Annotated in this window: 22 protein-coding genes; 7 read left to right on the forward strand and 15 right to left on the reverse strand. The window is 59.2% G+C overall.

Translation table 11 applies throughout. The features are described from left to right. Positions 1-21: 21 nt before the first annotated feature. Positions 22-846, reverse strand: coding sequence for a tetratricopeptide repeat protein (locus tag EKM04_RS18945; RefSeq protein WP_174151861.1), 825 nt, complete (start codon positions 844-846; stop codon positions 22-24). Positions 847-985: 139 nt separating this feature from the next. Between EKM04_RS18945 and EKM04_RS18950 the strand changes: the two genes are divergently transcribed. Then, positions 986-2,383: a leucyl aminopeptidase family protein gene (locus EKM04_RS18950; protein WP_183896675.1), complete on the forward strand. Its 1,398-nt coding sequence runs from the start codon at positions 986-988 to the stop codon at positions 2,381-2,383. A gap of 33 nt (positions 2,384-2,416) precedes the next feature. On the opposite strand, the gene pncB is transcribed toward EKM04_RS18950, so the two are convergent. The 7 genes from pncB to EKM04_RS18985 all read right to left on the reverse strand — a co-directional run bounded on the left by pncB (position 2,417) and on the right by EKM04_RS18985 (position 9,723). Next, complete coding sequence (gene pncB / locus EKM04_RS18955) at positions 2,417-3,721, reverse strand: nicotinate phosphoribosyltransferase (protein WP_183896676.1); 1,305 nt, start codon at positions 3,719-3,721, stop codon at positions 2,417-2,419. A gap of 172 nt (positions 3,722-3,893) precedes the next feature. Then, positions 3,894-4,253: a hypothetical protein gene (locus tag EKM04_RS18960; protein WP_183896677.1), complete on the reverse strand. Its 360-nt coding sequence runs from the start codon at positions 4,251-4,253 to the stop codon at positions 3,894-3,896. A gap of 89 nt (positions 4,254-4,342) precedes the next feature. Beyond that, positions 4,343-5,203, reverse strand: coding sequence for a C40 family peptidase (locus tag EKM04_RS18965; protein WP_183896678.1), 861 nt, complete (start codon positions 5,201-5,203; stop codon positions 4,343-4,345). Between the two features lie 19 nt (positions 5,204-5,222). Continuing rightward, the gene (locus EKM04_RS18970) at positions 5,223-5,567 is read right to left on the reverse strand and encodes a MarR family winged helix-turn-helix transcriptional regulator (RefSeq protein ID WP_183896679.1); all 345 of its coding nucleotides are present in this window, start codon (positions 5,565-5,567) and stop codon (positions 5,223-5,225) included. A gap of 337 nt (positions 5,568-5,904) precedes the next feature. After that, the gene (locus EKM04_RS18975) at positions 5,905-7,011 is read right to left on the reverse strand and encodes a DUF475 domain-containing protein (RefSeq protein WP_174151856.1); all 1,107 of its coding nucleotides are present in this window, start codon (positions 7,009-7,011) and stop codon (positions 5,905-5,907) included. Between the two features lie 350 nt (positions 7,012-7,361). Then, positions 7,362-8,291 (reverse strand): DMT family transporter, encoded by a 930-nt coding sequence (locus EKM04_RS18980; protein WP_183896680.1) that lies wholly within the window; start codon positions 8,289-8,291, stop codon positions 7,362-7,364. A gap of 88 nt (positions 8,292-8,379) precedes the next feature. After that, positions 8,380-9,723: a formimidoylglutamate deiminase gene (locus tag EKM04_RS18985; RefSeq protein ID WP_183896681.1), complete on the reverse strand. Its 1,344-nt coding sequence runs from the start codon at positions 9,721-9,723 to the stop codon at positions 8,380-8,382. 89 nt (positions 9,724-9,812) lie between these two features. On the opposite strand from EKM04_RS18985, the gene hutI reads away from it, so the two are divergent. Genes hutI through EKM04_RS19010 form a run of 5 tightly spaced genes read left to right on the forward strand, consistent with a single transcriptional unit; the run spans position 9,813 to position 15,652 of the window. Beyond that, positions 9,813-11,060: an imidazolonepropionase gene (gene hutI, locus EKM04_RS18990; protein WP_183896682.1), complete on the forward strand. Its 1,248-nt coding sequence runs from the start codon at positions 9,813-9,815 to the stop codon at positions 11,058-11,060. Then, entirely contained in the window at positions 11,057-12,592 is a 1,536-nt protein-coding gene (gene hutH, locus EKM04_RS18995; protein ID WP_183896683.1) for a histidine ammonia-lyase, read from the forward strand. Before hutI ends, hutH begins: the two co-directional genes overlap by 4 nt. 2 nt (positions 12,593-12,594) lie before the next feature. After that, positions 12,595-13,410 carry an N-formylglutamate deformylase gene (gene hutG, locus EKM04_RS19000; RefSeq protein WP_183896684.1) on the forward strand — a complete coding sequence of 272 codons (816 nt, stop codon included), beginning with the start codon at positions 12,595-12,597 and terminating at the stop codon, positions 13,408-13,410. Then, positions 13,407-15,080: a urocanate hydratase gene (gene hutU, locus EKM04_RS19005; protein ID WP_183896685.1), complete on the forward strand. Its 1,674-nt coding sequence runs from the start codon at positions 13,407-13,409 to the stop codon at positions 15,078-15,080. Before hutG ends, hutU begins: the two co-directional genes overlap by 4 nt. Before the next feature lie 5 nt (positions 15,081-15,085). After that, positions 15,086-15,652: a HutD/Ves family protein gene (locus EKM04_RS19010; protein ID WP_183896686.1), complete on the forward strand. Its 567-nt coding sequence runs from the start codon at positions 15,086-15,088 to the stop codon at positions 15,650-15,652. Here the strand turns inward: EKM04_RS19010 and EKM04_RS19015 are convergent. Then, on the reverse strand, positions 15,636-16,526 hold the full coding sequence (locus tag EKM04_RS19015) for a LysR family transcriptional regulator (RefSeq protein ID WP_183896687.1): 891 nt from the start codon (positions 16,524-16,526) through the stop codon (positions 15,636-15,638). The genes EKM04_RS19010 and EKM04_RS19015 overlap by 17 nt on opposite strands. 109 nt (positions 16,527-16,635) lie before the next feature. Here EKM04_RS19015 and EKM04_RS19020 point away from each other — a divergent pair, with 109 nt between their 5' ends. Further along, entirely contained in the window at positions 16,636-18,132 is a 1,497-nt protein-coding gene (locus EKM04_RS19020; RefSeq protein ID WP_183896688.1) for a CoA-acylating methylmalonate-semialdehyde dehydrogenase, read from the forward strand. 57 nt (positions 18,133-18,189) lie between these two features. Here the strand turns inward: EKM04_RS19020 and upp are convergent, their stop codons facing one another. From upp to cyoC, 6 genes are all read right to left on the reverse strand, one after another. After that, positions 18,190-18,819 carry a uracil phosphoribosyltransferase gene (gene upp / locus EKM04_RS19025; RefSeq protein WP_077102204.1) on the reverse strand — a complete coding sequence of 210 codons (630 nt, stop codon included), beginning with the start codon at positions 18,817-18,819 and terminating at the stop codon, positions 18,190-18,192. Between the two features lie 101 nt (positions 18,820-18,920). Then, positions 18,921-19,910 carry an adenosine deaminase gene (locus EKM04_RS19030; RefSeq protein WP_183896689.1) on the reverse strand — a complete coding sequence of 330 codons (990 nt, stop codon included), beginning with the start codon at positions 19,908-19,910 and terminating at the stop codon, positions 18,921-18,923. Continuing rightward, positions 19,907-21,127 carry a phosphopentomutase gene (locus EKM04_RS19035; RefSeq protein ID WP_183896690.1) on the reverse strand — a complete coding sequence of 407 codons (1,221 nt, stop codon included), beginning with the start codon at positions 21,125-21,127 and terminating at the stop codon, positions 19,907-19,909. The genes EKM04_RS19030 and EKM04_RS19035 overlap by 4 nt, the downstream gene beginning before the upstream one ends. 87 nt (positions 21,128-21,214) lie before the next feature. After that, positions 21,215-22,006, reverse strand: a complete 792-nt coding sequence (locus tag EKM04_RS19040) for an SURF1 family protein (RefSeq protein WP_183896691.1) — start codon at positions 22,004-22,006, stop codon at positions 21,215-21,217. A 123-nt stretch (positions 22,007-22,129) separates the two neighbouring features. Beyond that, the gene (gene cyoD / locus EKM04_RS19045; RefSeq protein WP_174151843.1) at positions 22,130-22,546 is read right to left on the reverse strand and encodes a cytochrome o ubiquinol oxidase subunit IV; all 417 of its coding nucleotides are present in this window, start codon (positions 22,544-22,546) and stop codon (positions 22,130-22,132) included. Next, positions 22,546-23,172 (reverse strand): cytochrome o ubiquinol oxidase subunit III, encoded by a 627-nt coding sequence (gene cyoC / locus EKM04_RS19050; protein WP_174151842.1) that lies wholly within the window; start codon positions 23,170-23,172, stop codon positions 22,546-22,548. The genes cyoD and cyoC overlap by 1 nt, the downstream gene beginning before the upstream one ends. Positions 23,173-23,174 lie beyond the last annotated feature (2 nt).

Raw genomic sequence — 23,174 nt, forward strand, 5'->3', positions numbered from 1 at the left:
TATTCCGTCAAGAAGGACTGTTTAGTTCGCAGCCGTCTTCTTGCCCTTATCGGCCAGTTGCGACCAGGCATTCTTTTGCGCCAACATGCCGCGCAGATAGGTCAGATTGGCCTGTGCCTGCTGGGCGGACAGTTCCTGCATGGCGATGCGTTCGGCTTCTTCGAAACGGCCCTGGAGGCCGACCACGAGCGCCAGGTTCTGTCTGATCCGGCTATCGGCACCTGGCTGTGAAACGGCGGAGCGCATATAGGTTTCGGCCGTACGTGGATCGCTCTGTAGCACGTAGGACATGCCCAGATTGGACAATATGCTTGGATCGTTTGGTCTCAGATCGAGAGCCTGGCGATACTTGGCACGGGCTTCGTTCGAGCGGCCAAGCTGATCCAGGACAGCCCCTTCAGCGGAATAAAGCCGCCAATCGGGGCGGTCGGGCATTTGCGCGCGGTTGATGGTATTGAGCGCCTGCTCGAGCTGACCGGCAGCGGCCTGCGACTTGCCGTAGGCGGCCAGAACCTCCCGGTCGGATGGATAGGCGATTGCCACCTGCTGCATGACGGCCAGCGCCTGTGTGTTCTTGCCGGTCATCATCAGGAGGTTGGCGTAGTTGAGGCCGGTGTTGCGGTCTTTCGGGTTGCGCTCATAGGCCTGTCCGGTGGACGCTTCCGCCTGGCGCAACTGCTCCATGTTCATCTGGTCGTAGGCGCGCGACACCTGCGGAATCGATCCCGTCGACATGCGATCAGGCTTGGTTGTTGAACAACTGGCGAGGGAAAGCGCAACGATCGCCGCGCATGCACCGCGAAGCAGTGTCGTGCGACGTGCTGAGATGGTAGAAACAGCAATCATGACATTGCCCCGGCTTTCGGTTTGATCGAAACGGCGCGCACGGTGTAAGTTAAACCGACGCAACCCTCGCTCCAGCAATAATCTGTTAACCCTAACAGAGTGTTAATTTACCGGTTTCAGACCTTTACGAAAGCAGCCGATGCCCCCCTATCAATTTATCGAACGCACCACGCCTTTCAGCTCCAAAGCAGGCACGACGCTGCCGGTTTTTGCCGTGACGCCGGCGCACATCGAACAGGGTGCAATCGATCCGATTGCCCTCGACTGGGCACGCAAGGCGGGCTTCAAAGCGGATGCTGGCGCGCTTCTTCTGATCCCGTCCGCAGAAGGTGCACTCGGTGGCGCGCTTCTGGGTCTCGGCACCAATCCATCCGAACTGCCCTTCATCACCGGCAAACTCGCAAGGGAGCTGCCTGAAGGCGACTGGCATATCGAAGCGGCACCGCTGACGGTCAACCGCCTGATGCTGGGCTTCGGTCTCGGCGCCTATCGCTTCGACAAATATCGCACCGTGAAAAGCAACGGCGCGAAACTTGTGATTCCCCGCGATGCCGAGGACGCCGAGATCAAGCGTGTTCTGGCCGGCGTCTATCTGGCTCGCGACCTGATCAACGTGCCTGCCAATGACATGGGACCGGATCAGCTCGAAATCGCCTTCCGCGGTCTGGCGGCCCATTACAAGGCAAAGGTTTCCGTCGTGGCTGGCGAAGACCTGCTGAAAGAAAACTTCCCTTTGGTGCACGCGGTCGGTCGTGCCAGCGAAAGCGCACCACGCCTTCTGGAAATGACCTGGGGCAAGAAGGGCCATCCGCGCCTGACGCTGGTCGGCAAGGGTGTCTGCTTCGATACCGGCGGCCTCGACATCAAGCCGTCCTCGTCCATGGCGTTGATGAAGAAGGATATGGGCGGTGCAGCCAACGTTCTTGGTCTTGCACTGATGATCATGGATGCGCGCCTTCCGATCAATCTGCGCGTGCTCGTGCCCGCGGTGGAAAACTCTATTTCCGCCAACGCCTTCCGCCCCGGCGATATCTACAAGAGCCGCAAGGGCCTGACCGTCCAGATCGACAATACCGATGCGGAGGGACGTCTCGTTCTGGCCGATGCGCTGGCTTATGCCGATGAAGATGCACCTGATCTGATGATCGACATGGCGACGTTGACGGGTGCTGCCCGCGTCGCACTCGGACCTGACGTGCCGCCGTTCTTCACCGACGACGAGGACCTTGCTCACAGCATTGCCGATGCCAGCATGGATGTGGATGACCCCTTGTGGCGTCTGCCGCTCTATATGGGCTACGACAAGGATATTCGTTCACGCGCTGCCGACATCACCAACGCGCCAGCCGGAGGCATGGCGGGCTCGATTACGGCTGCTCTCTTCCTCAAGCGCTTCGTGACGCAGACGAAGAAATGGGCGCATTTCGACATTTACGGCTGGTCTTTGAGCGAACGCCCGCATTCGTCCATCGGTGGCGAAGCGCAGGCGATCCGCGCATTGTTCCACTATATCTCACGGACCTTCGCCAAGACGTAAGACACCGAATGAGGGCGGGAAACCGCCCTCCCCTTACACGCGAACGACCTGTTCCTTGCGATCTTCCTGACCGAAGAATTTCAGGTAACGCTGCACCTCGTCTGCCTCACCGGTGGCCTTTTGCGGATTGTCGGACAGCTTCACCGCCGGTCGGCCATTGGCATCGATGACCTTGCAGACGATCGAGATCGGCTTGAGGCTTTCGATGGTCTTGGGCGCGCAGTCGGCAAAATCATTCGTCAGGTTCGTGCCCCAGCCGAAGCTCATGCGCACGCGACCTTCGAAATGCTTGTAGGTATCGATGATGGCGTCGACATCGAGACCGTCCGAAAAGATCAGCAGCTTCTTCTTTGGATCGCGGTTCATTTTCTGCCACCAGTCGATGATCTTCTCACCGCCTTCAATGGGAGGCGCACTATCAGGCCTGAAGCCGGTCCAGTCGGCCACCCATTCCGGCGCGTTGCGCAGGAATGCGGCGGTGCCGAACGCATCCGGCAGAACAATCAGCAGATTGCCGCCGTAAAGACGGTTCCAGTCCTTCATCACCTGATAGGGGGCAGACGCCAGTTCCTCGTTGTTCTGCGCCAGCGCCGCAACCACCATGGGCAGTTCATGGGCGTTGGTGCCGACAGCTTCCAGGTCGGAATCCATCGCCAGAAGCACGTTGCTGGTGCCGGTAAAGGCCGGACCGATGCCTTCCTTCAAGGCTTCCACGCACCAGCGCTGCCACAGGAAACTGTGGCGGCGGCGGGTACCGAAATCGGAAATGCGCAGGCCCGGCAGTTCACGCAGCCTCTCGACCTTTTCCCACATCTTGGCCTTGGCGCGGGCGTAGAGTACGTCGAGCGTGAAATAGCCCATCGAGCGCATGGCGCTGCGCGAGCGCAATTCGTTGATGATGGCAAGGGCTGGAATTTCCCACAGAGTGGTATCCATCCAGCGGCCATGGAAATTCAACTCATATTGCCCATCACGCTTGAAGAGTTCGTATTCCGGCAACTGATAACTATCCAGCCACGACAGGAACTCCGGCTCGAAAATCTGCGAGCGGCCGTAAAAGGTGTTACCCGCCAGCCAGATGCTTTCTTTCTTCGAAAGCCGCAACGTGCGGGCGTGGTCCAGCTGTTCACGCAGTTCCATCTCGTCGATTTCATCGGCAAGCTTGACGGATTTTGTGCGGTTGATCAGCGAAAACGTTGCATTGACCTCTGGATAAAGCTTCCAGATCATCTGCAACATCAGAAGCTTGTAGAAATCCGTATCGATGAGACTGCGGATGATGGGGTCGAGCTTCCAGGTGTGGTTGTGCACACGGGTCGCTATATCTGTCTTCGTCATTGCTGCTGCTATCCCCCGCACCAGACCCCGTCTTCAACAAGGGTCGGTATCGCCGCGCATTTCGAAAGGCGTGACGCCTCCAGGAACCTGATCCGCTCCCGGCACAAGACTTATCTGATAAAACCAAGGCAAGTCCAGACCGGTTTGGGTAAAGGCGGTTCTGAAACGCCGATCAGAAATCGACGGCGGGCGGGTTGATGCCGGGATACCAGTCCTTCGAGGTGGGCACGCGTGTGCCCGTCGCGGTCACGCCCGCCGACCCGGTGCAGCGATAGCCCTGCACGGGCAGACCACGGCTTCCGAAGAGATCGCGATATTCACCGTCCGGATAACTCGACGTGACCGATGTGGAGGAGCAGGTGTAGCGCTCTTTCTGCTGAAGCGTCCGGGGATCCTTGACACCCGGAAGATTGGTGTAGGCGTCCGGCGCCGGTTTGTATCCGTTGTCGTAGACCGTTTGCGCCTGCGCAGAAGCGGCAAGGAAAAGCCCTGTCACCATGAAAGCCGCGATACCTGTCGATGGTCGTGCCATAGCCTGCCCTGCCGTAAATGCGATGCTTGTTTATATAGAACGGCAGGCGGGCCGAAACAGGCGGACGGCTCAAACGTTTTCGTGAAACCTCATGGGCGACGAAAAGCGGTCGGTCTCTCATAGAGCCAACCGATCCGCTCGATCGCCTCTGTGAGATTTTCGCGCGATACCGTCATGGTGTGGCCATTGGCGTGGAGCAGTGTGTCTGCATCCTCCATCAGGCCAACATGGCCTTTCCAGAAGACGAGATCGCCGCGCTGTAACGCTTCACGGGTGATCTCGTGGCCCAGCGAGTGCACCTGCATGTCCGTGTCGCGCAAAACGGATTTCCCCGTCATGGCCATGGAAAGCTGCACGAGCCCGGAGCAATCGATCCCGAAGCCCGAACGTCCGCCCCACAGATAGGGCGTTTCCAGAAAGCGCAGCGCGACGGACACATAGTCGTCTTCCACAGCCGTGCCGACTTCAACACAGTGCGATGCGATGACGGCTTCCCCCTTGTCGGTCACGAGATACCGTGTCCCACGGGTCTCCGCCTCGCCCACGAATGTCACGCGACTGCCCATGGACAGCGGCGCCACGGGTGGCTTCCTCAGTTCGGCCTGAGGATAGAGAAAGGTACGCGGCACAATGATGCGGTGGGTGGCGGTAACGATTTCGCCAATCGCGGTTTCGGGTAGATATCCGGCATAACTGTCGGCATCGGCCTGCACCCAGGCCCAGCCATCGGCACGCTCGAACACCCGCACCGTTTCGCCCATCAGCAATTCCGTGTCGATACCTGTTGCAAGATCGGGTTTTGGACGCAGCCCGATGACGGGAACCGTCACCTGCGCTGGCGTACCACTGACAAATCGGGCTGCTTGGACCTGACCTTTCAGCCGCTCATCGGCAAGGTCTTCCCTGAAAACGTTGAGGCGGCGATCAAGTGTGGTCTCTACAAGCGTCATCGTATGTCGTCCCGTTCTTTCAGGCCTTGCGTGCCTGTTCGATAATCAAATCACCGAATTTTTCCAGATAGAGCGCACCCGATACGGTTCTTTTTATGACGACGTTCCGGCGGTCGACAGGGTCACGCTGACGGTCGACGAGGCCCATGGCACCCATACTGTCCAGCGCGCGGGTGATCACGGGCTTGGTGACCCCAAGAACCTGGGCCAGCCCACGAACCGTGTGCGGCGGTGGCACGAGATAGATATGGAGCAGGATGGCCATTTGTCGCGCGGTCAGGTCCGGCGCATCCTCTTCGACCTGCGCCAGCACAACCCGATGCCACAGGCTCAGCGCTTGGGAGGGAGACAATTCGACAGGCACGTCCGGCTCCATTCGCTCGTATTCAGTCGGTGGTTTCCCCGCATCTTGGCGCAAACCGGTGAACAAAAACAAAACTGCCGCCAGGACGATTGCACGGATGCATATCGACCATGGCGGCAGCGAATGCTCTTTGCGAGCTTTTGCGTCCCCTCTGGACTTGCCGAGCACAAAGCAGGAAGCGTGCCAACTGCAAATATCCGGGCAAAAGCCTGAACATCAGGGGACCTGAAAACGGTAAAGCCCCAGCGTGACGACGCTGGGGCTTAATTTTTAATCGCTCAAAAGCAAAACGCTTCAATTTAAGCCGTCGCCGCGCGGGCGAGAGGCCGTTGACGTGTCAAGCGACGGGACCGTGACCGGATGCTGCTTGGTGGGCTCTCTCCCGCTTGTTGTAGCGGATCGAAGACCACAGCGAGATACCGATCAGCGTTGCGCCGCCAAGGCCGGTGATGACTTCCGGAATGTGGACCAGGCTCTGCACATACATGATGACCGAGAGGATGAGGATGGCGTAAAACGCGCCGTGCTCCAGATAGCGGTATTCCGCCAGCGTCCCCTTTTCGACCAGCATGATGGTCATCGAGCGCACATACATGGCACCGATGCCCAGACCGATGGCGATGATGAAGAGGTTGGACGTCAGTGCGAAGGCGCCGATGACGCCATCGAAGGAGAAGCTCGCGTCCAGCACTTCCAGATACAGGAACGCGCCGAAGCCACCCTTTGCCGCACCTTCCAGCACCTGCTGGCTGCGGTCCAGAATACCACCCAAAACCTCGACCAGAAGGAAGGTCAAAAGACCCCAGATCGCCGAACTGAAGAACAAATTGGCTGCCTCCGGCCCCAGCTTGGGATCGGCGCTACCCGCGATGATGCGCGAGAAGACCAGCATGACGATCAACACGAAGGCGATCTCGATGCCCTTGATGGAGGAGTAGGCGGCGATCTTTTCTTCCACCCAGCGCACCCAGTGCACGTCTTTCTCATGATCGAAGAAGAAGCTGAGGCCCACCATCATCAGGAAGGTACCGCCAAACGCTGCGATCGGCAGATGTGCATCCTTCATGATCTGCGCATAACGATCCGGTTCGGTTGCGGCCATCACCATGGCTGTCCACGGACCGACATTGGCAGCGATGACGACGATCAAAAGCGGGAAGACGATACGCATGCCGAACACGGCAATGAGAATGCCCCATGTCAGGAAGCGGTGCTGCCATTCGGGCGTCATGTCTTTCAGCTTGTTGGCATTGACGATGGCGTTATCGAAGGACAGCGATATCTCCAGCACGGCCAGAACCGCGCAGATGAAGAAGATCGTGGCAGTGCCGCTAACGGTACCCGTCATCTGCCAGCCGAGATAGCCACCCAGAATGAGGCCAACGACCGTGACGATGAAGGCCCATTTGAAATAGGTCAGTGTGGATTTCGTTGTCTGTGTCATCACAGGGCTCCCATGCTGGCTGGGCGAACAGGGAAGCGGGGGCTAGGCATGGCACAAAGCGCACGCATGGAATGCATGGTCAGATTTTTCATGGGTTTAAATCCGCCGGCGTCAGAAGCAGGCGGTACCGACATCGCGAGAGCGCCGTAAAACTCTCGCCAGAGGGGCCCGGCACCAAAGTTCGGTTCCCAAATCCAGATGTCAGGGGATGGGAATGCCCTTGTAGTCTCTCAAGTTCGTGATCTCGTCAAGGCGAAAGTTGTCTTTTGAGGCTTCAGCCTGTCGGAGAGATGGAATTTCAGCGATTTTGCAAACAAAAAGTTGCATCCTGGCCCACAAGGGCTTTCTCGTTAGACCACATCTTCCATTGGCGGGCGCGCAGCTTTCGCCTGCCTGCGCTTGAGGGCATTTTCTCGGAAGAAGATATAGAGCCCCGCCAGCACGATCAGGCCGGCACCGATCACGATGCTTTTCTGGGGTATATCGCCAAAGATCAGCCATCCGAACACGACTGCCCAGAGCAGCAGCGTATATTGCAGCGGTGCGACGGTTGCGGCATCTGCCAGCTTGAGGGCGCGATTGACCAGCACATGTGCCGTCATGGCGACGATGCCTAGAAGCGCAAGCAGGAAAAGATCGAAGCCGGATTGCAGCGGCACCCAGCCCGACGGTGCCCAGGCAATCGCAACCAGCCCGGCGACCGCAGCGCCCACAACCTGCCAGAAGGCAAGAACGGTATCCGGGGTGTTTCTCAACTGACGCCCGGACAGCATCATGAATGCGAAGGCTGCACTTCCGAGAACCGAAAACAGTGCCGCCGAGGTGAGGGATGCGGAGCTTGGCTGGAGCGCGACCAGCACGCCGACGAAGCCGATAGCGATCGCCGTCCAGCGCCGCCAGCCGACCTTTTCACCCAAGAGAAACGGCGAAAGGGCGGCTACGTAAATGGGGGCCGCCAGCCAATAGGTCATGACATCCGCCAAGGGCAAAGCCGCCACGGCGAAGTAGAAGCAGAAGAGTTCGGCGGTGGAGAAAAATACGCGCGCCGCCTGCAAGACGGGACGCTCGACCCGCACCAGATTTCGCAATCCCACGCGCAAAAGAATGGGCAATAGCACAATGATGGCGGCCGCACTGCGCACCAGTACGACCTGGCCGAGGCTATAGGTTGCGACCAGCCATTTTCCCATCGCATCGTTCAACGCAAACAGCAGCATGCCAAGCAGCATCACGGCTACACCCAGACCTGTGGGCGAAAGCTGACGAAGGAAATGAGGCATGGCTTAAATACTCCTTGAAAGCCTAGCACTCGGCGAGGTATTGGCCCAAGTCAAGCCCCGGAAACCGCGCTCTGCCGGATCCGGTTATCTATGCAGACAAAAGTTCTTTCATGGTCTTGTGAAAGCGGCTGGAGATCGTCTCGCGCGCCACATGCCTGCCGTTTCGAACGACCGCCTTGCCATGGATCCAGACCGTGTCCGGTTTCACCAGACCACCAAAAATCCAGCCGTCCAGCAGATGGTCCTTGTCCAGATAGGGCGCGTGCGATGTGTCCAGCGACACGATATCAGCAGCCTGACCTTCGACAATGCCCGCCTTTACGCCCAAGGCTTGCGCGCCGCCGCTCAGTGCGCCATCGAAAAGCGTTCTGCCCGTGGAGCCATTGGCCGGTGCGATGACGTTGCGCGCGCGCTGCGACAGGCGTTGCGAATATTCCAGCTGCCGCAATTCGTCCCCCACACCGATCAGCACATTGCTATCGGAGCCGATCCCGAACACGCCGCCAGCCGCCAGAAATTCAGGTGCTGCAAAGGTCCCGTCACCAAGATTTGCTTCGGTAACGGGGCAGAGTCCGGCCACCGCACCGGCCTTTGCCACACCCGTCGTTTCCTCCAGCGTCATATGGGTGGCATGGATAAGGCACCAGCGATCCGTGATATCGTTGGTGTCCAGCAACCACTGCACGGGTCGTTTGCCAGACCATGCCATGCAGTCTTCGACTTCCTTCACCTGCTCGGCAATATGAATGTGCAGGGGTGCGTTCGGCGCAAGCTGCGCCGCGATGACAAGTTCTTCCGGTGTCACCGCCCGAAGGCTGTGGGGCGCCACACCGACCACACTGTTCGGCAGCGTGGCGACAGCATCAACGCAGCCATCCACCAGGCGTGCAAAACTGTCCGTGGAATTGATGAAGCGGCGCTGACCGTCCAGCGGTTCCTGTCCGCCAAAGCCAGAATGGGCATAGAGCACAGGCAGAAGTGTCAGCGCGATACCGGTTTGCGAGGCCGCAGCGGCGATCCGCTCGGCAAGTTCGGCGATATTGGCATAATGACCACCGTCCTTGTCATGGTGGAGGTAGTGGAATTCGCCGACACGGCCGAAACCGGTTTCCAGCATTTCCATGTAGAGCTGAGCCGCCACTGCCTCCATTTGGTCCGGCGTTATGGTCAGCGCGAAGCGGTACATCAGCGTTCGCCAGCTCCAGAAACTGTCCGCCGTGCTTCCACGCGTTTCCACCATTCCCGCCATGGCGCGTTGAAACGCGTGGCTGTGCAGGTTCGGCATGGCGGGAACGATGATGCTCGCCCGCTCGTCCGTCGGCTTCGCCGCGACATCCGTTTCAAGAGAAGCGATCTGGCCGCCCATCATTGCCAGGCGGACGTTTTTGGCCCAGCCACCAGCCAACAAAGCGGTTTCAGCGTGAAGGATCATAGTGGCTCCTCAATTTTTCAGATCGCAGCTCTTGCCTCGCAATCCATTATGTATATACATATTAAACATAAGGGAAGGGAAAATCGAGCATGACCGACAACTCCATTCCAGAGGATCAGAGCATGATGTCACTGTGGCGCAATGCCCATCTTGCGACGCTCTCACCGTCACTATCCGGCCTCGGAGTTATCGAGAGGGGCGCCTTAGCGGTGAAAGATGGGCGCATCGTCTATGCAGGTCCCGAAGCGGACCTGCCGGGCGACTATGCAGCCACCTCCCACAGCATCGATTGCGAAGGCCGATGGATCACCCCGGCCCTGATCGATTGCCATACCCATCTCGTCTTTGGCGGTAACCGCGCCATGGAATTCGAGATGCGCCTGAACGGCGCAAGCTATGAGGACATTGCCAAGGCGGGCGGCGGCATCGTCTCGTCTGTGCGCGATACACGGGCGCTGAGCGAGGGCGAACTCATTGCGCAGGCCTTGCCACGCCTGGATGCGCTGCTGGCGGAAGGCGTTTCCACCATCGAGATCAAATCCGGCTACGGGCTGGACATCGAGACGGAGCTGAAAATGCTGCGTGTGGCGCGCAGGCTGGGAGCGCTTCGTCCGGTTCGCATCGTCACCAGCTATCTTGCCGCCCATGCGACACCGGCTGAGTACAAGGGCCGCAACGCGGACTACCTCACCGACGTCGTCCTGCCCGGAATGGAGCGCGGCCATGCGGAAGGCTTGATCGACGCTGTCGACGGCTTCTGCGAAGGGATTGCTTTTTCCGTTGAAGACATGCGCATGGTTTTCGACAAGGCCACGTCTCTTGGCCTGCCGGTGAAACTGCATGCGGAGCAGCTCTCCAATCTTGGCGGCTCCGTGCTTGCAGCATCTTACCGCGCACTCTCTGCCGATCATCTGGAATATCTGGATAAGGCCGGTGCCGACGCGCTCGGCCACGCCGGAACCGTCGCGGTGCTGTTGCCCGGCGCATTCTATGCGCTGCGCGAAACGCAAGCGCCACCCGTTCAGGCACTACGCGATGCGGGTGCCGATATCGCGCTGGCTACGGATTGCAACCCCGGCACCTCGCCGCTGACGTCGCTGCTGTTGACCATGAACATGGGCGCAACTCTGTTCCGCCTGACGGTGGAGGAATGCCTGACAGCCACGACGCGGAGCGCCGCGAAAGCCCTCGGGCTCACCTCCGAGACCGGAGCACTGGAGGTCGGCAAATCTGCCGACTTCGCCATCTGGAATATCGAGCGTCCCGCCGAGCTCGTCTACCGCATCGGTTTCAACCCGCTTCATGCCCGTATTTTCAAGGGACGGATCACATCATGACCATCACGCTTCACCCCGGTTCCGTGCAGCTTGCCGATCTTGCCGACCTCTACTGGAACAATGGCTCTGCAAAGCTCGATCCATCTTTCGATGCCGGCATCGAGCGTGCGGCCAAACGCATCGCCGAGATCGCGGCGGGGAATGCCCCTGTCTACGGCATCAACACCGGTTTCGGCAAACTGGCCTCGATCAAGATCGATGCCGCCGACGTGACGACCCTTCAACGCAATCTCATCCTCTCGCACTGCTGCGGCGTGGGTGCAGCGTTGCCGGAAAATATTGTCCGCCTCATCATGGCGCTGAAGCTCATTTCGCTTGGTCGCGGTGCGTCCGGTGTGCGGCTGGAGCTGGTGCGACTGATCGAAGGCATGCTGGAAAAGGGTGTCATCCCGTCAATCCCGGAAAAGGGTTCGGTCGGTGCATCCGGTGATCTGGCGCCGCTGGCCCACATGGCCGCCGTCATGATGGGAGAAGGCGAGGCCTTTTATCAGGGCACTTTGCTGCCAGCCTCTGACGCGCTTTCCAGGGCTGGACTGACACCGGTTGTTCTGGCCGCCAAGGAAGGTCTGGCGCTGATCAATGGCACCCAGACATCGACGGCGCTCGCGCTGGCCGGGCTGTTCCGCACCCACCGAGCAGCACAGGCGGCACTGATTACCGGCGCGTTGTCCACCGATGCGGCCATGGGTTCTTCCGCGCCGTTCCATCCCGATATTCATACGCTTCGTGGCCATAAAGGCCAGATCGATGCCGGTGCAGCCCTTCGCAATCTGCTGGAAGGTTCCGAAATCCGCATCAGCCATATCGAAGGCGACGAGCGCGTGCAGGACCCCTATTGTATCCGATGCCAGCCGCAGGTAGATGGCGCCTGCCTCGACCTTCTGCGTCACGTCGCACAGACATTGCAGATCGAAGCCAACGCCGTCACCGACAATCCCTTGGTGCTTTCAGACAATTCCGTGGTCTCAGGCGGCAACTTCCATGCCGAACCGGTGGCTTTTGCCGCCGACCAGACGGCGCTCGCCATCTGCGAAATCGGTGCCATCGCCCAGCGCCGGATTGCGCTTCTGGTCGATCCCGCCTTGTCCTACGGCCTGCCCGCGTTTCTCTCCAAAAAACCGGGGCTGAATTCCGGCCTGATGATCGCAGAGGTCACCTCCGCTGCCTTGATGAGCGAAAACAAGCAGATGTCGCATCCGGCATCGGTCGATTCCACACCGACATCCGCCAACCAGGAAGACCATGTGTCGATGGCCTGCCATGGCGCGCGCCGCCTGCTGGTGATGACGGAAAACCTGTTTGCTATCATCGGTATCGAGGCACTGTCTGCGGTGCAAGGCGTGGAGCTGCGCGGCCCGCTGACGACAAGCCCGGAACTGCAAAAGGCGATGGCCGTGCTGCGCAACGTCATTCCTTCGCTGGATGATGACCGCTACATGGCCCCCGACCTGAAAGCAGCGTCGGAACTGATTGCGTCCGGTGCGCTGGTGTCTGTCATCTCGGATGGCATTCTGCCGATGCTGGAGGCATAAGAATGCCTGTTTTCGAAACGCACCACGGCTCCTCCCCCATCATTCTCGGTCTGCCGCACACCGGCACCGATGTGCCCCAGGACATATGGGAACGCCTGAACGACAACGGTAAAATCCTTGCCGACACGGACTGGTACATTCACGATCTCTATGCGGGACTGCTGGATGATGCGACCACTGTGCGCGCCACGTTCCACCGCTATGTGATCGACGCAAACCGCGATCCAGAAGGTTTGAGCCTCTACCCCGGCCAGAATACGACCGGTCTGGTTCCGACGACGGATTTTGATGGTAATCCGATCTGGAAGCCAGGCGAAGAGCCGACGCAAGCGGATATCGCCCACCGGCTGGCAACGTTTCACGCGCCATACCACGCAGCTCTTGCAGCGGAAATCGCGCGGGTGAAAGCCATTCACGGCATCGCCATCCTCTACGACTGTCACTCCATCCGCTCGCATATTCCGTTTCTGTTCAAGGGCGCCTTGCCGGATTTCAATATCGGCACGGATCTCGGTCGCACCTGCAACCCCGCTATCGAAGCCATCGCCGTCGATGTGACAGCGAATGCGCGAGGATACACGTCCGTTCTCAACGGGCGTTTCAAGGGCGGCTGGACCACGCGGCAGTACGGCAAGCCGGATAGCGGCGTTCACGCCATCCAGATGGAGCTGGCGCAATCCACCCATCTTGTCACAGAAGCGCCGCCCTTCGCCTATGATGCCGAAAAGGCCGGAGCTCTTCGCATTCATCTCAAAGATATTCTGACGCGCATGGAAGACTTCGCGCTGCGCATCAACGAACAGGGGAGACCATCATGACCAACCCACGCCACAATGAACGGGAAGTCCGCAGCCCGAGAGGCTCTGAGCTCAACGCCAAAAGCTGGATGACCGAAGCGCCGCTGCGCATGCTGATGAACAATCTCGACCCTGACGTTGCCGAACGCCCGCATGAACTCGTTGTCTATGGCGGCATTGGCCGCGCCGCCCGCACCTGGGAGGATTTCGACCGCATCGTTGCCACGCTGAAGGACCTCAACGAGGACGAGACGCTGCTCGTCCAGTCCGGCAAGCCTGTCGGCGTGTTCCGCACCCACAAGGATGCGCCGCGCGTGCTGATCGCCAACTCCAACCTCGTGCCGCATTGGGCCACATGGGAGCATTTCAACGAGCTGGATAAAAAGGGGCTGGCCATGTACGGCCAGATGACGGCCGGGTCGTGGATCTACATTGGTACGCAAGGCATCGTTCAGGGCACCTATGAGACGTTCGTGGAGGCTGGTCGCCAGCATTATGACGGCAATCTCAAGGGCAAATGGATCCTGACCGGCGGCCTGGGTGGCATGGGTGGCGCTCAGCCGCTGGCCGCCGTCATGGCCGGTGCCTGCTGCCTTGCCGTGGAATGCGACGAGACCCGCGTCGATTTTCGCCTGCGCACCCGTTACGTCGATGCCAAGGCCCACACGCTGGACGAGGCCTTGGAGCTGATCGACCAGTGGACGAAAGCGGGCGAAGCCAAGTCCGTCGGCCTTATCGGCAATGCGGCCGACGTCTTCCCTGAACTGGTCAAACGCGGTGTCCGGCCCGATATCGTCACCGACCAGACCTCGGCCCATGACCCGATCCACGGCTATCTGCCCATCGGCTGGACGGTTGCCGAATGGCGCGCCAAACAGGAAAGCGATCCGAAGGCCGTGGAAGCAGCCGCCCGCGCTTCGATGAAACTCCATGTTCAGGCCATGGTCGATTTCTGGAACGCCGGCGTTCCAACGCTGGATTACGGCAACAACATCCGCCAGGTTGCCAAGGAGGAGGGGCTGGAAAACGCCTTCGCCTTCCCCGGCTTCGTGCCCGCCTACATCCGCCCGCTGTTTTGCCGTGGCATCGGCCCGTTTCGTTGGGCAGCACTTTCGGGTGATCCGGAGGATATCTACAAGACAGACGCCAAGGTGAAGGAATTGACGCCCGGCAACACCCATCTGCACAACTGGCTGGACATGGCACGCGATCGCATCGCCTTTCAGGGCCTGCCTGCGCGAATCTGCTGGGTGGGTCTGGGGGATCGTCACCGGCTGGCGCTGGCCTTCAACGAAATGGTCAAGACCGGCGAGCTGAAAGCCCCCGTCGTCATCGGTCGCGATCACCTCGATTCGGGCTCGGTTGCCTCGCCCAACCGCGAGACGGAAGCGATGAAGGACGGATCGGACGCCGTCTCCGACTGGCCGCTTCTCAATGCGCTACTGAACACGGCGTCGGGCGCGACATGGGTTTCGCTGCACCATGGCGGCGGTGTGGGGATGGGCTTTTCCCAGCACTCCGGCGTGGTCATCTGCGCCGATGGGTCTGACGATGCGGCACGGCGTCTGGACCGCGTGCTGTGGAACGACCCGGCAACCGGCGTCATGCGCCACGCGGATGCAGGCTACGATATCGCGCTGGACTGCGCCCGGGAAAAGGGCCTGCGCCTGCCCGGCATTCTCGGCAACTGATCGGGATGGAGCTGCTTCGTTCCAGCAATTACAAACATATGCCGTGGAAGAATGGCGGCGGGGAGACGGTGGAAATCGCCGTCTTTCCACCAGACGCCTCAGTCGAGACTTTTGACTGGCGTATCAGCATGGCAGCGGTTGCAGGCGACGGACCATTCTCCATCTTTCCCGGCATAGATCGTACGCTGTCCATTCTGAATGGAAATGGCATGTCGCTGAGGATGGATGGTCAAAAGCCCGTCCTTATGACGCTTTCAAGCCCACCGCTTGCTTTCCCAGCAGATGTTCCAGTCGAGGCAACGCTTGTCGATGGGCCAATTAGCGATCTGAATGTGATGACGCGGCGTGGTCGTTATCGTCACAGCGTCGAGCGTCTCAGCGGCCGCTTTTCGGTCAGCAAACAGGCCGAAAACGAAACGGTATTTATCTTGGCAACGGGTGAGATCTACGCGGTATCAGACCATCAGTCATTGGCCCTGACGGCGCTTGACGCCGTTTCGGTCAATGGCACGGTCGCTGTCCAGGCAGATCGCATCGTCTGCTATATCATCAGGCTCACGCGGCAGGACTGAAGATCGACCGTTCACTCGTCACAATATCCTGAAGGAATTGCACCACGGTTCTGACCCGCGCCAGTTGGCGCGCATTTTCATGGAACGCCGTCCAATAGGAACGGCGGATCGTGACATCAGGCAGAATGCGCGTCAGTTCCCGATCATTGCGGGCGATGTAATCATGCAAGATGCCAATGCCCGCACCAGAGCGCACCGCCTCCGTCTGGCCGGTGGCACTCGATATTTCGAAGCTCGCATTCCAGTCGCGCATGATTTCGCCGGTGTAATTCAGCGATGGCGAAAAGATGAGGTCTTCGACATAACCAATCCTGCGGTGACGCTTCAGCGCCTCAACGGTTTCAGGCGCCCCATTCTGTTTAAGATAGGATTTCGACGCATACAGCCCCAGTGAGTAGTCGGTGAGCTTTGACAGCACCAGCCTGCCTTGCTCCGGTCTTTCGATAGTGATCGCAATGTCGGCCTCGCGCTGCGACAGCGAGAAGGAACGGGGCACGGGCACGAGCTCGATTTTCAGGTCAGGATGTCGTGCCGTCAGCATACCGAGGCGCGGCGCCAGAAAAGAGACACCGAAACCATCTGGCGCGCCGATGCGGACCGTTCCGCTGATCGCGGCATCTCCGCGCCCCAGATCGGCCTGAAGTCCAAGCATTTCCGTTTCCATCCTCTCCGCAGACAGAAGAAAACGGACGCCATCTTCTGTCAGTTCGCAGCCGGTGGTGCTGCGCAGAAACAATTGGGAGCCAAGCGTTGTCTCCAGCGCCGAGACACGTCGGCTCAGCGTTGCATGGTTGACGCCGAGCTTTCTGGCTGCAGACAGAAACTGTCCGCTTCTGGCAACGCTGAGGAATATACGCACATCGTCCCAATTCATGCCAACCTCATTATGGTGATTTTTGCACAACGGATGATTATTCTTAGTCATTGATTTGTACAATTCAAAGCGCAAAGGTGGGATCATCAAAAATTCAGGAGGAACACCCATGAAAGAAATCGGTCATTTCATCGACGGCAAGCGTGTGGCTGGCACCAGCGGTCGCACATCCAATGTCTACAATCCGGCAACGGGTGAAGTGCAGGCCACGCTTTCGCTGGCCAGCGATGCGGAAATTCTGGCCGCCGTCGAAAGCGCCAAGGCAGCCCAGCCGAAATGGGCCGCGACCAACCCGCAGCGCCGCGCGCGCGTCTTCTTCAAATTCGTTGATCTTCTGAACCAGCACATGGATGAACTGGCAGTGCTGCTGTCCAGCGAGCACGGCAAGACGGTGGAAGATTCCAAGGGCGATATCATTCGTGGCCTGGAAGTCTGCGAATTCGTCTGCGGCATCCCGCATCTTTCCAAGGGTGAGTTTACCGAAGGTGCCGGTCCTGCCATCGACATGTATTCCATTCGCCAGCCTGTCGGCATCGGCGCTGGCATCACGCCGTTCAACTTCCCCGGCATGATCCCGATGTGGATGTTTGCACCGGCCATCGCCTGCGGCAACGCCTTCATCCTGAAGCCTTCCGAGCGTGACCCATCGCTGCCGATCCGCCTGGCCGAACTGATGATCGAGGCCGGTCTGCCCGCCGGTATTCTTAACGTGATCAATGGCGACAAGAGCGCGGTCGATGGCATCCTGACCAACCCCGATATCGGCGCCATTTCCTTCGTCGGCTCCACCCCGATCGCACGTTACGTCTACGGCACGGCTGCCATGAACGGCAAGCGCGCGCAGTGCTTCGGCGGCGCCAAGAACCACATGATCATCATGCCGGATGCCGATCTCGATCAGGCCGTCAGTGCCTTGATGGGTGCCGGCTACGGTTCGGCTGGCGAACGCTGCATGGCGGTGTCTGTGGCTGTTCCGGTCGGTGAAGAGACAGCAAACCGCCTCATTGAAAAGCTCATTCCCCAGATCGAAGCCCTGAAGATCGGTCCCTACACCGATGACAAGGCCGATATGGGTCCGCTGATTACCAAGGAAGCGCAGGCCCGCGTCAGCGGCCTGATCGACAGTGGCGTCGAGCAAGGTGCAAAGCTCGTCGTCGATGGCCGCAATTTCAAGCTTCAGGGCTATGAAGAGGGTTATTTTGTCGGCGGATGCCTGTTCGACAACGTGACCACCGACATGGACATCTACAAGCAGGAAATCTTCGGACCGGTTCTCTCGGTCGTTCGTGCCAAGAACTATGAAGAGGCACTCGACCTGCCGATGAAGCATGAATACGGCAATGGCGCTGCAATCTTCACCCGTGATGGTGACGCAGCCCGTGATTTTGCCAGCCGCATCAACATCGGCATGATCGGCATCAACGTTCCGATCCCTGTTCCCTTGGCCTATCACTCCTTCGGCGGCTGGAAGGCTTCGAGCTTCGGCGATCTCAACCAGCACGGCACGGATTCGATCAAGTTCTGGACAAAGACCAAGACGGTCACGGCCCGCTGGCCATCCGGCATCAAGACCGGTGCAGAATTCGTCATGCCGACGATGAAGTAGGAGATATCTATCTCGATGATCATGCGCCCTCATCGCTGAGGGCGCATTTTTTGTGCGTTACTTCGTGCCGTACATGCGGTCGCCCGCATCGCCGAGACCGGGCATGATGTAACCCTGTTCGTTCAGGTGGCTGTCGATCGAGGCCGTGAAGATCGGAACATCCGGGTGCGCTTCGCGGAAATTCTTGATGCCTTCGGGGGCGGCCAGCAGGCACAGGAAGCGCATGTTCTTCGCGCCACGTTCCTTCAGCTTGTCGACGGCGGCGATGGACGAGTTGCCGGTTGCGAGCATTGGATCGACAACGATGATGAGGCGTGCATCGAGATTATCCGGTGCCTTGAAGAAGTATTCCACCGCTTCCAGCGTGTCATGATCACGGTAGACACCGATGTGGGAGACGCGGGCAGAGGGTACGAGTTCCAGCATGCCTTCCAGCAGTCCGTTTCCGGCACGCAGGATCGAGGCGAACACCAGTTTCTTCCCTTCCAGAACCGGAGCGTCGATGGTCTGCATCGGCGTCTCAATGGTTTCCATCGTCATTTCCAGATCGCGCGTGACCTCATAGCAGAGCAGCGTCGAGATTTCCCGCAGAAGGCGGCGGAAACCGGCAGTCGAGGTTTCCTTCTTGCGCATGATGGTGAGTTTGTGCTGCACGAGGGGATGAGCGATAACGGTGACGCCGTCCATGAAGCTGGCCTTTTCTTTGATCTCTGATGTCTCTGTATTTCACCGAATGAGCCGCTTTCGCAAGACCGGATAAGCATTTTGCACCTCGGTTCCTGCTCGTTTTATGTCGCGTCAGATTGCGCATCCAATCTGGCAATCAGCGTCGCGCGCGTTTCCTCGTCAACGAATGCAGCCTCGATGGAGGTTCGCGTCATGGCGTTGATCTCAGCATCGCTGAAACCGAAGGCATGGCGCGCGATCTCGTATTCCTGCGCAAGCGAGGTGTGAAAGAAGGGCGGATCGTCGGAACTGATGCAGACCCGCACGCCTGCGTCGCGAAGGCGTCTCAATGGATGGCTTTCGAAATCCGGGTAGACATTGAGAGCAATATTGGAGCCGGGGCAGACTTCAAGAACGGTGCCAAGCTCCACCAACCGTGCGACCAATGCCTCATCCTCGATGGCGCGCACGCCGTGGCCGATGCGTTGGGGTCTGACGAGATCGAGCGCATCCGTCACGCTGAAGGCGCCGCAGACTTCGCCGGCATGGATGGTCAGCCCAAGACCGGCATCGCGGGCAATATCAAAGGCGCGGGCGTAATCCGCCACCCGACCCATGCGCTCTTCACCCGCCATGTTGAAGCCCGTGATCAGCGGGTGTCTGACGCGCGCGGCATATTCCGCAGCAGCGATGACGCTTTCGGGGCCAAAGTGGCGCTCGCCGGTGACGATAATACGCGCTTCGATGCCGGTCTTTTCCTTGGCCGCCGCAATACCTGCCGCAATGCCGGAAAGATAGGCATCCGCACCCAAGCCGATCCGATCTCCGTGATCGGGCGAAATGATCAATTCGCTATAGATGGTATTTTCACCGGCCAGCTCCGTCAGATACGCCTCTGTCAGAAGAGCGTAATCCTCTTCCGTCCTGAAGACCTGAGCGACAGCATCGTAACAGCGGATGAACTCGGCAAAATCCGTCCAGACGTAAGCGCCGTCGCGCAAGAACGGACTGCTGTCGATGCCGTATTTCTGCGCCTGCTGTGCCACCAGTGCAGGCGGGGCCGCACCTTCCAGATGGCAATGGATTTCTGCTTTGAACAAATGCGACGTCACATGAAACTCCTGCCGTGGCGGCCTGCCGGTATGTCGAGATGGGACGCGATACTTTCGCCGATATCGGCAAAAGATGACCGTATCCCGATGTTCCTTTCGCGAATGCCAGGCCCAAAGGCCATGATCGGCACGCGTTCACGAGTATGGTCGGTGCCGCGCCATGTCGGGTCACAACCGTGATCGGCGGTCAGGATGGCGAGATCGCCCGGCTGCATCTTGCGATGAATTTCCGGCAGGCGGACGTCGAAGGCTTCGAGTGCCGCAGCATATCCCGCCACATCCCGGCGGTGGCCGTAATTCATGTCGAAATCCACGAAATTGGTGAAGACGAGATCGCCATTCTCCGCCTCTTCGATGGCTGCCAGCGTGGCATCCATCAGCGCATCGTTTCCGCTAGCCTTGATGACACGCGTGACGCCCTGATGCGCATAGATATCACCGACCTTGCCGATGGCGAGCACCTTGCGGTCCATCTCCACGAGGCGGTCGAGCAATGTCGGCTCGGGCGGCAGAACGGAAAAATCCCGCCGATTGCCGGTTCTGTGAAACGTGGCGACGGTTTCACCGGTGAACGGCCGGGCAATAACACGGCCGATATTGAGGGGATCGACGAGGGTGCGCACCGTTTGGCAAAACGCGATCAACCGTTCCAGCCCGAAATGTGCCTCATGCGCCGCGATCTGGAAAACGGAGTCCGACGATGTGTAACAGATGGGCTTCCCCGTTCGAATATGCTCTGCGCCGAAACGTGCAATGATGTCGGTGCCCGACGCATGGCAATTGCCGAGGATGCCTGGCACGTCGCCCTGCTCGCAGATCGCTTCGACCAACTCCGGTGCGAAAGCGTCTCCCTCCGTCGGGAAGTAACCCCAATCGAAACGAACCGGCGTTCCCGCGATTTCCCAATGGCCCGATGGTGTGTCCTTGCCCTTGGACAGTTCGCTGGCGCAGCCGTGCAGCCCGTAGATGCGCTCCGGCGCGTCCATTCCGGCTGGCATCTCGCCACTAGCCAGCGTCGCAATGTCCAGGAGGCCCAGTGCCGACATATTCGGCAGCATCAGCGGACCCGACCGCAACCCGGCACGATCGGCCGCACCGGCGGCACAGAACTCGGCGATGTGGCCCAGCGTATTGGAGCCCAGATCACCATATTGCTCGGCATCCGGCGCGCCGCCCACGCCAAAGGAATCAAGAACGAGAAGGAAAGCTCGTGCCATGCATCACCCAGAAAAAGCGCGACCGGAGCGGCCGCGATAACGAACGAGTGATATAATCATCGTGAGAAGAAAGGTGAAACCCTTTCTTCAAGCACCCTCGTCATCATCGGAAGACGGCGCATCGGTGGCGGTCTTTGATCCGTTCAGATTGCGGGTAACGTACCAGCCAGCCACCACCACCATGCCCGCCAGAATATACCATGTAATGGCATAGGACAGGTGATTGTTGGGGAAGGTCAGCATCGTCTTGCCACCGATTGGCAGACCACCCGGATTGGGCGTCGCATCCGCATCGATGTAGAAGGGGGCGGTGTTTTCGATTTTCTTCACATCTGCAATTTGGGCGATGTTGCGTGAATACCAGCGATTGTTTTCCGGGTCGTTGGTTCGCAGGAAAAGCCCGCCCGTCTCCGTCGCCCGCATCAGGCCGGTGATCTCGACAGACCCTTCGACCTCACCTTGCGGTCGGGTGGATGGCTCGCGCTTATCGGTTGGCACGAAGCCGCGATTGACCACAACAGCCGTCCCATCGGCGCGCTGCAACGGCGTCAGAACCCAATAGCCGGGGCCAAGATCAGTGACCGTGTAGACCTGCACCTCGTCTTGATGACGGTAGCTCCCTGTCACCTTCACGCGGCGATATTCATAGTGTGATGGGTCCGTCATGGCGGGCCACTCGTTTGGCGCGGGAAGTCCCACAGGTGCCGCATGCGCACGTTCTTCGACGCGCGCCACCAGATCGCGCTTCCACGCGAGACGGTGCACCTGCCACGTACCGAGGGCCAGCAGGCAGCCGGTCAGGATCGTGGTTATCAGCATGACGCCGATCGCTGCTGGGCGGATACGCCTGCGCGGAGTGGTTTCGCTTTGAATGGTCATTGAGAGCTTTCCCGCCCAACAGAAAACCCCACGAATCTCCTCTCCGATTCATGGGGTCTCTTGTCTCTCGGAGAAGCGCGGCCCGCTTGGATGCAGGCCGCGATATCATTGAAACAGCGCCGGTTACGGCATGTTGCGCATCTGCTCCATCGTCATGGGCGGCATCATATTCTTGTTCATGTTGTACATGACCCATAGCGAACCCACGAGCGTGATCATGACGACAACGAGCGTGAACAGCAGCGACATGAAGATCCAGCCACCCTGCGACTTCGTGTTCATGTGCAGGAAATAGATCATGTGCACGAAAACTTGGATCACACCGAAGATCATGATGATCAGGACGGTGGTGGTTCGGTTTTCGATGACATCGCCCATGACCAGCCAGAACGGAATGGCCGTCAGGATGACCGAGAGGATGAAGCCGATCATGTAGCTCTTGAACGAGCCGTGATCTTCGCCGCTATCGTGGTGATGATCGTCGCCGTGGGCATGCCCATGATCGTGATGGTGGCTATGGTCGTGTGTGTTTGCACTCATCACAGAACTCCAACCAGATAGACAAAGGAAAAGACGCCGATCCAGATAACGTCGAGGAAGTGCCAGAACATGGACAGGCATGTCAGGCGGCGCATGTTGGCTGCATGAAGGCCGTGCGTCTTGATCTGGGCCATAAGGGTCACAAGCCAGATGACGCCAAAGGTGACGTGCAGGCCGTGGGTCCCGACCAGCGCGAAGAAGGCCGAAAGGAAGGCCGAACGCTGAGGCGTCGCACCCTCATGGATCAGATGATAGAACTCGTAAAGTTCAAGGCTAAGGAACGCCAGACCGAAAACACCGGTGATGGCGAGCCAGATCAGGGTCCTGTTGATGTTCTTCTTCTGCGCTTCCAGCATGGCAAAACCATAGGTGATGGAAGAGAACAGCAGGAAGGCGGTGTTGATCGCCACCAGCTTCAGGTCGAACAGATCTGCGCCCGAAGGGCCAGCCGCATAGCTGCGGCCGACAACGGCATAGGTTGCGAAGAGCGTTGCGAAGATCAGGCAGTCGCTCATCAGGTAAAGCCAGAAACCCAGCGAGGTGCCGTTTTCCGGATGGTGGTCTTCCTTGAGGTAGAAGACCGGCTTTTCCGCGCCGCTGGCGCTGTGTGCAGGTGCTTGGGACATAC

Origin of the sequence: Rhizobium skierniewicense Ch11 (genome assembly GCF_023757665.1) — a bacterium.
Taxonomy (GTDB): Bacteria; Pseudomonadota; Alphaproteobacteria; order Rhizobiales; family Rhizobiaceae; genus Agrobacterium; species Agrobacterium skierniewicense.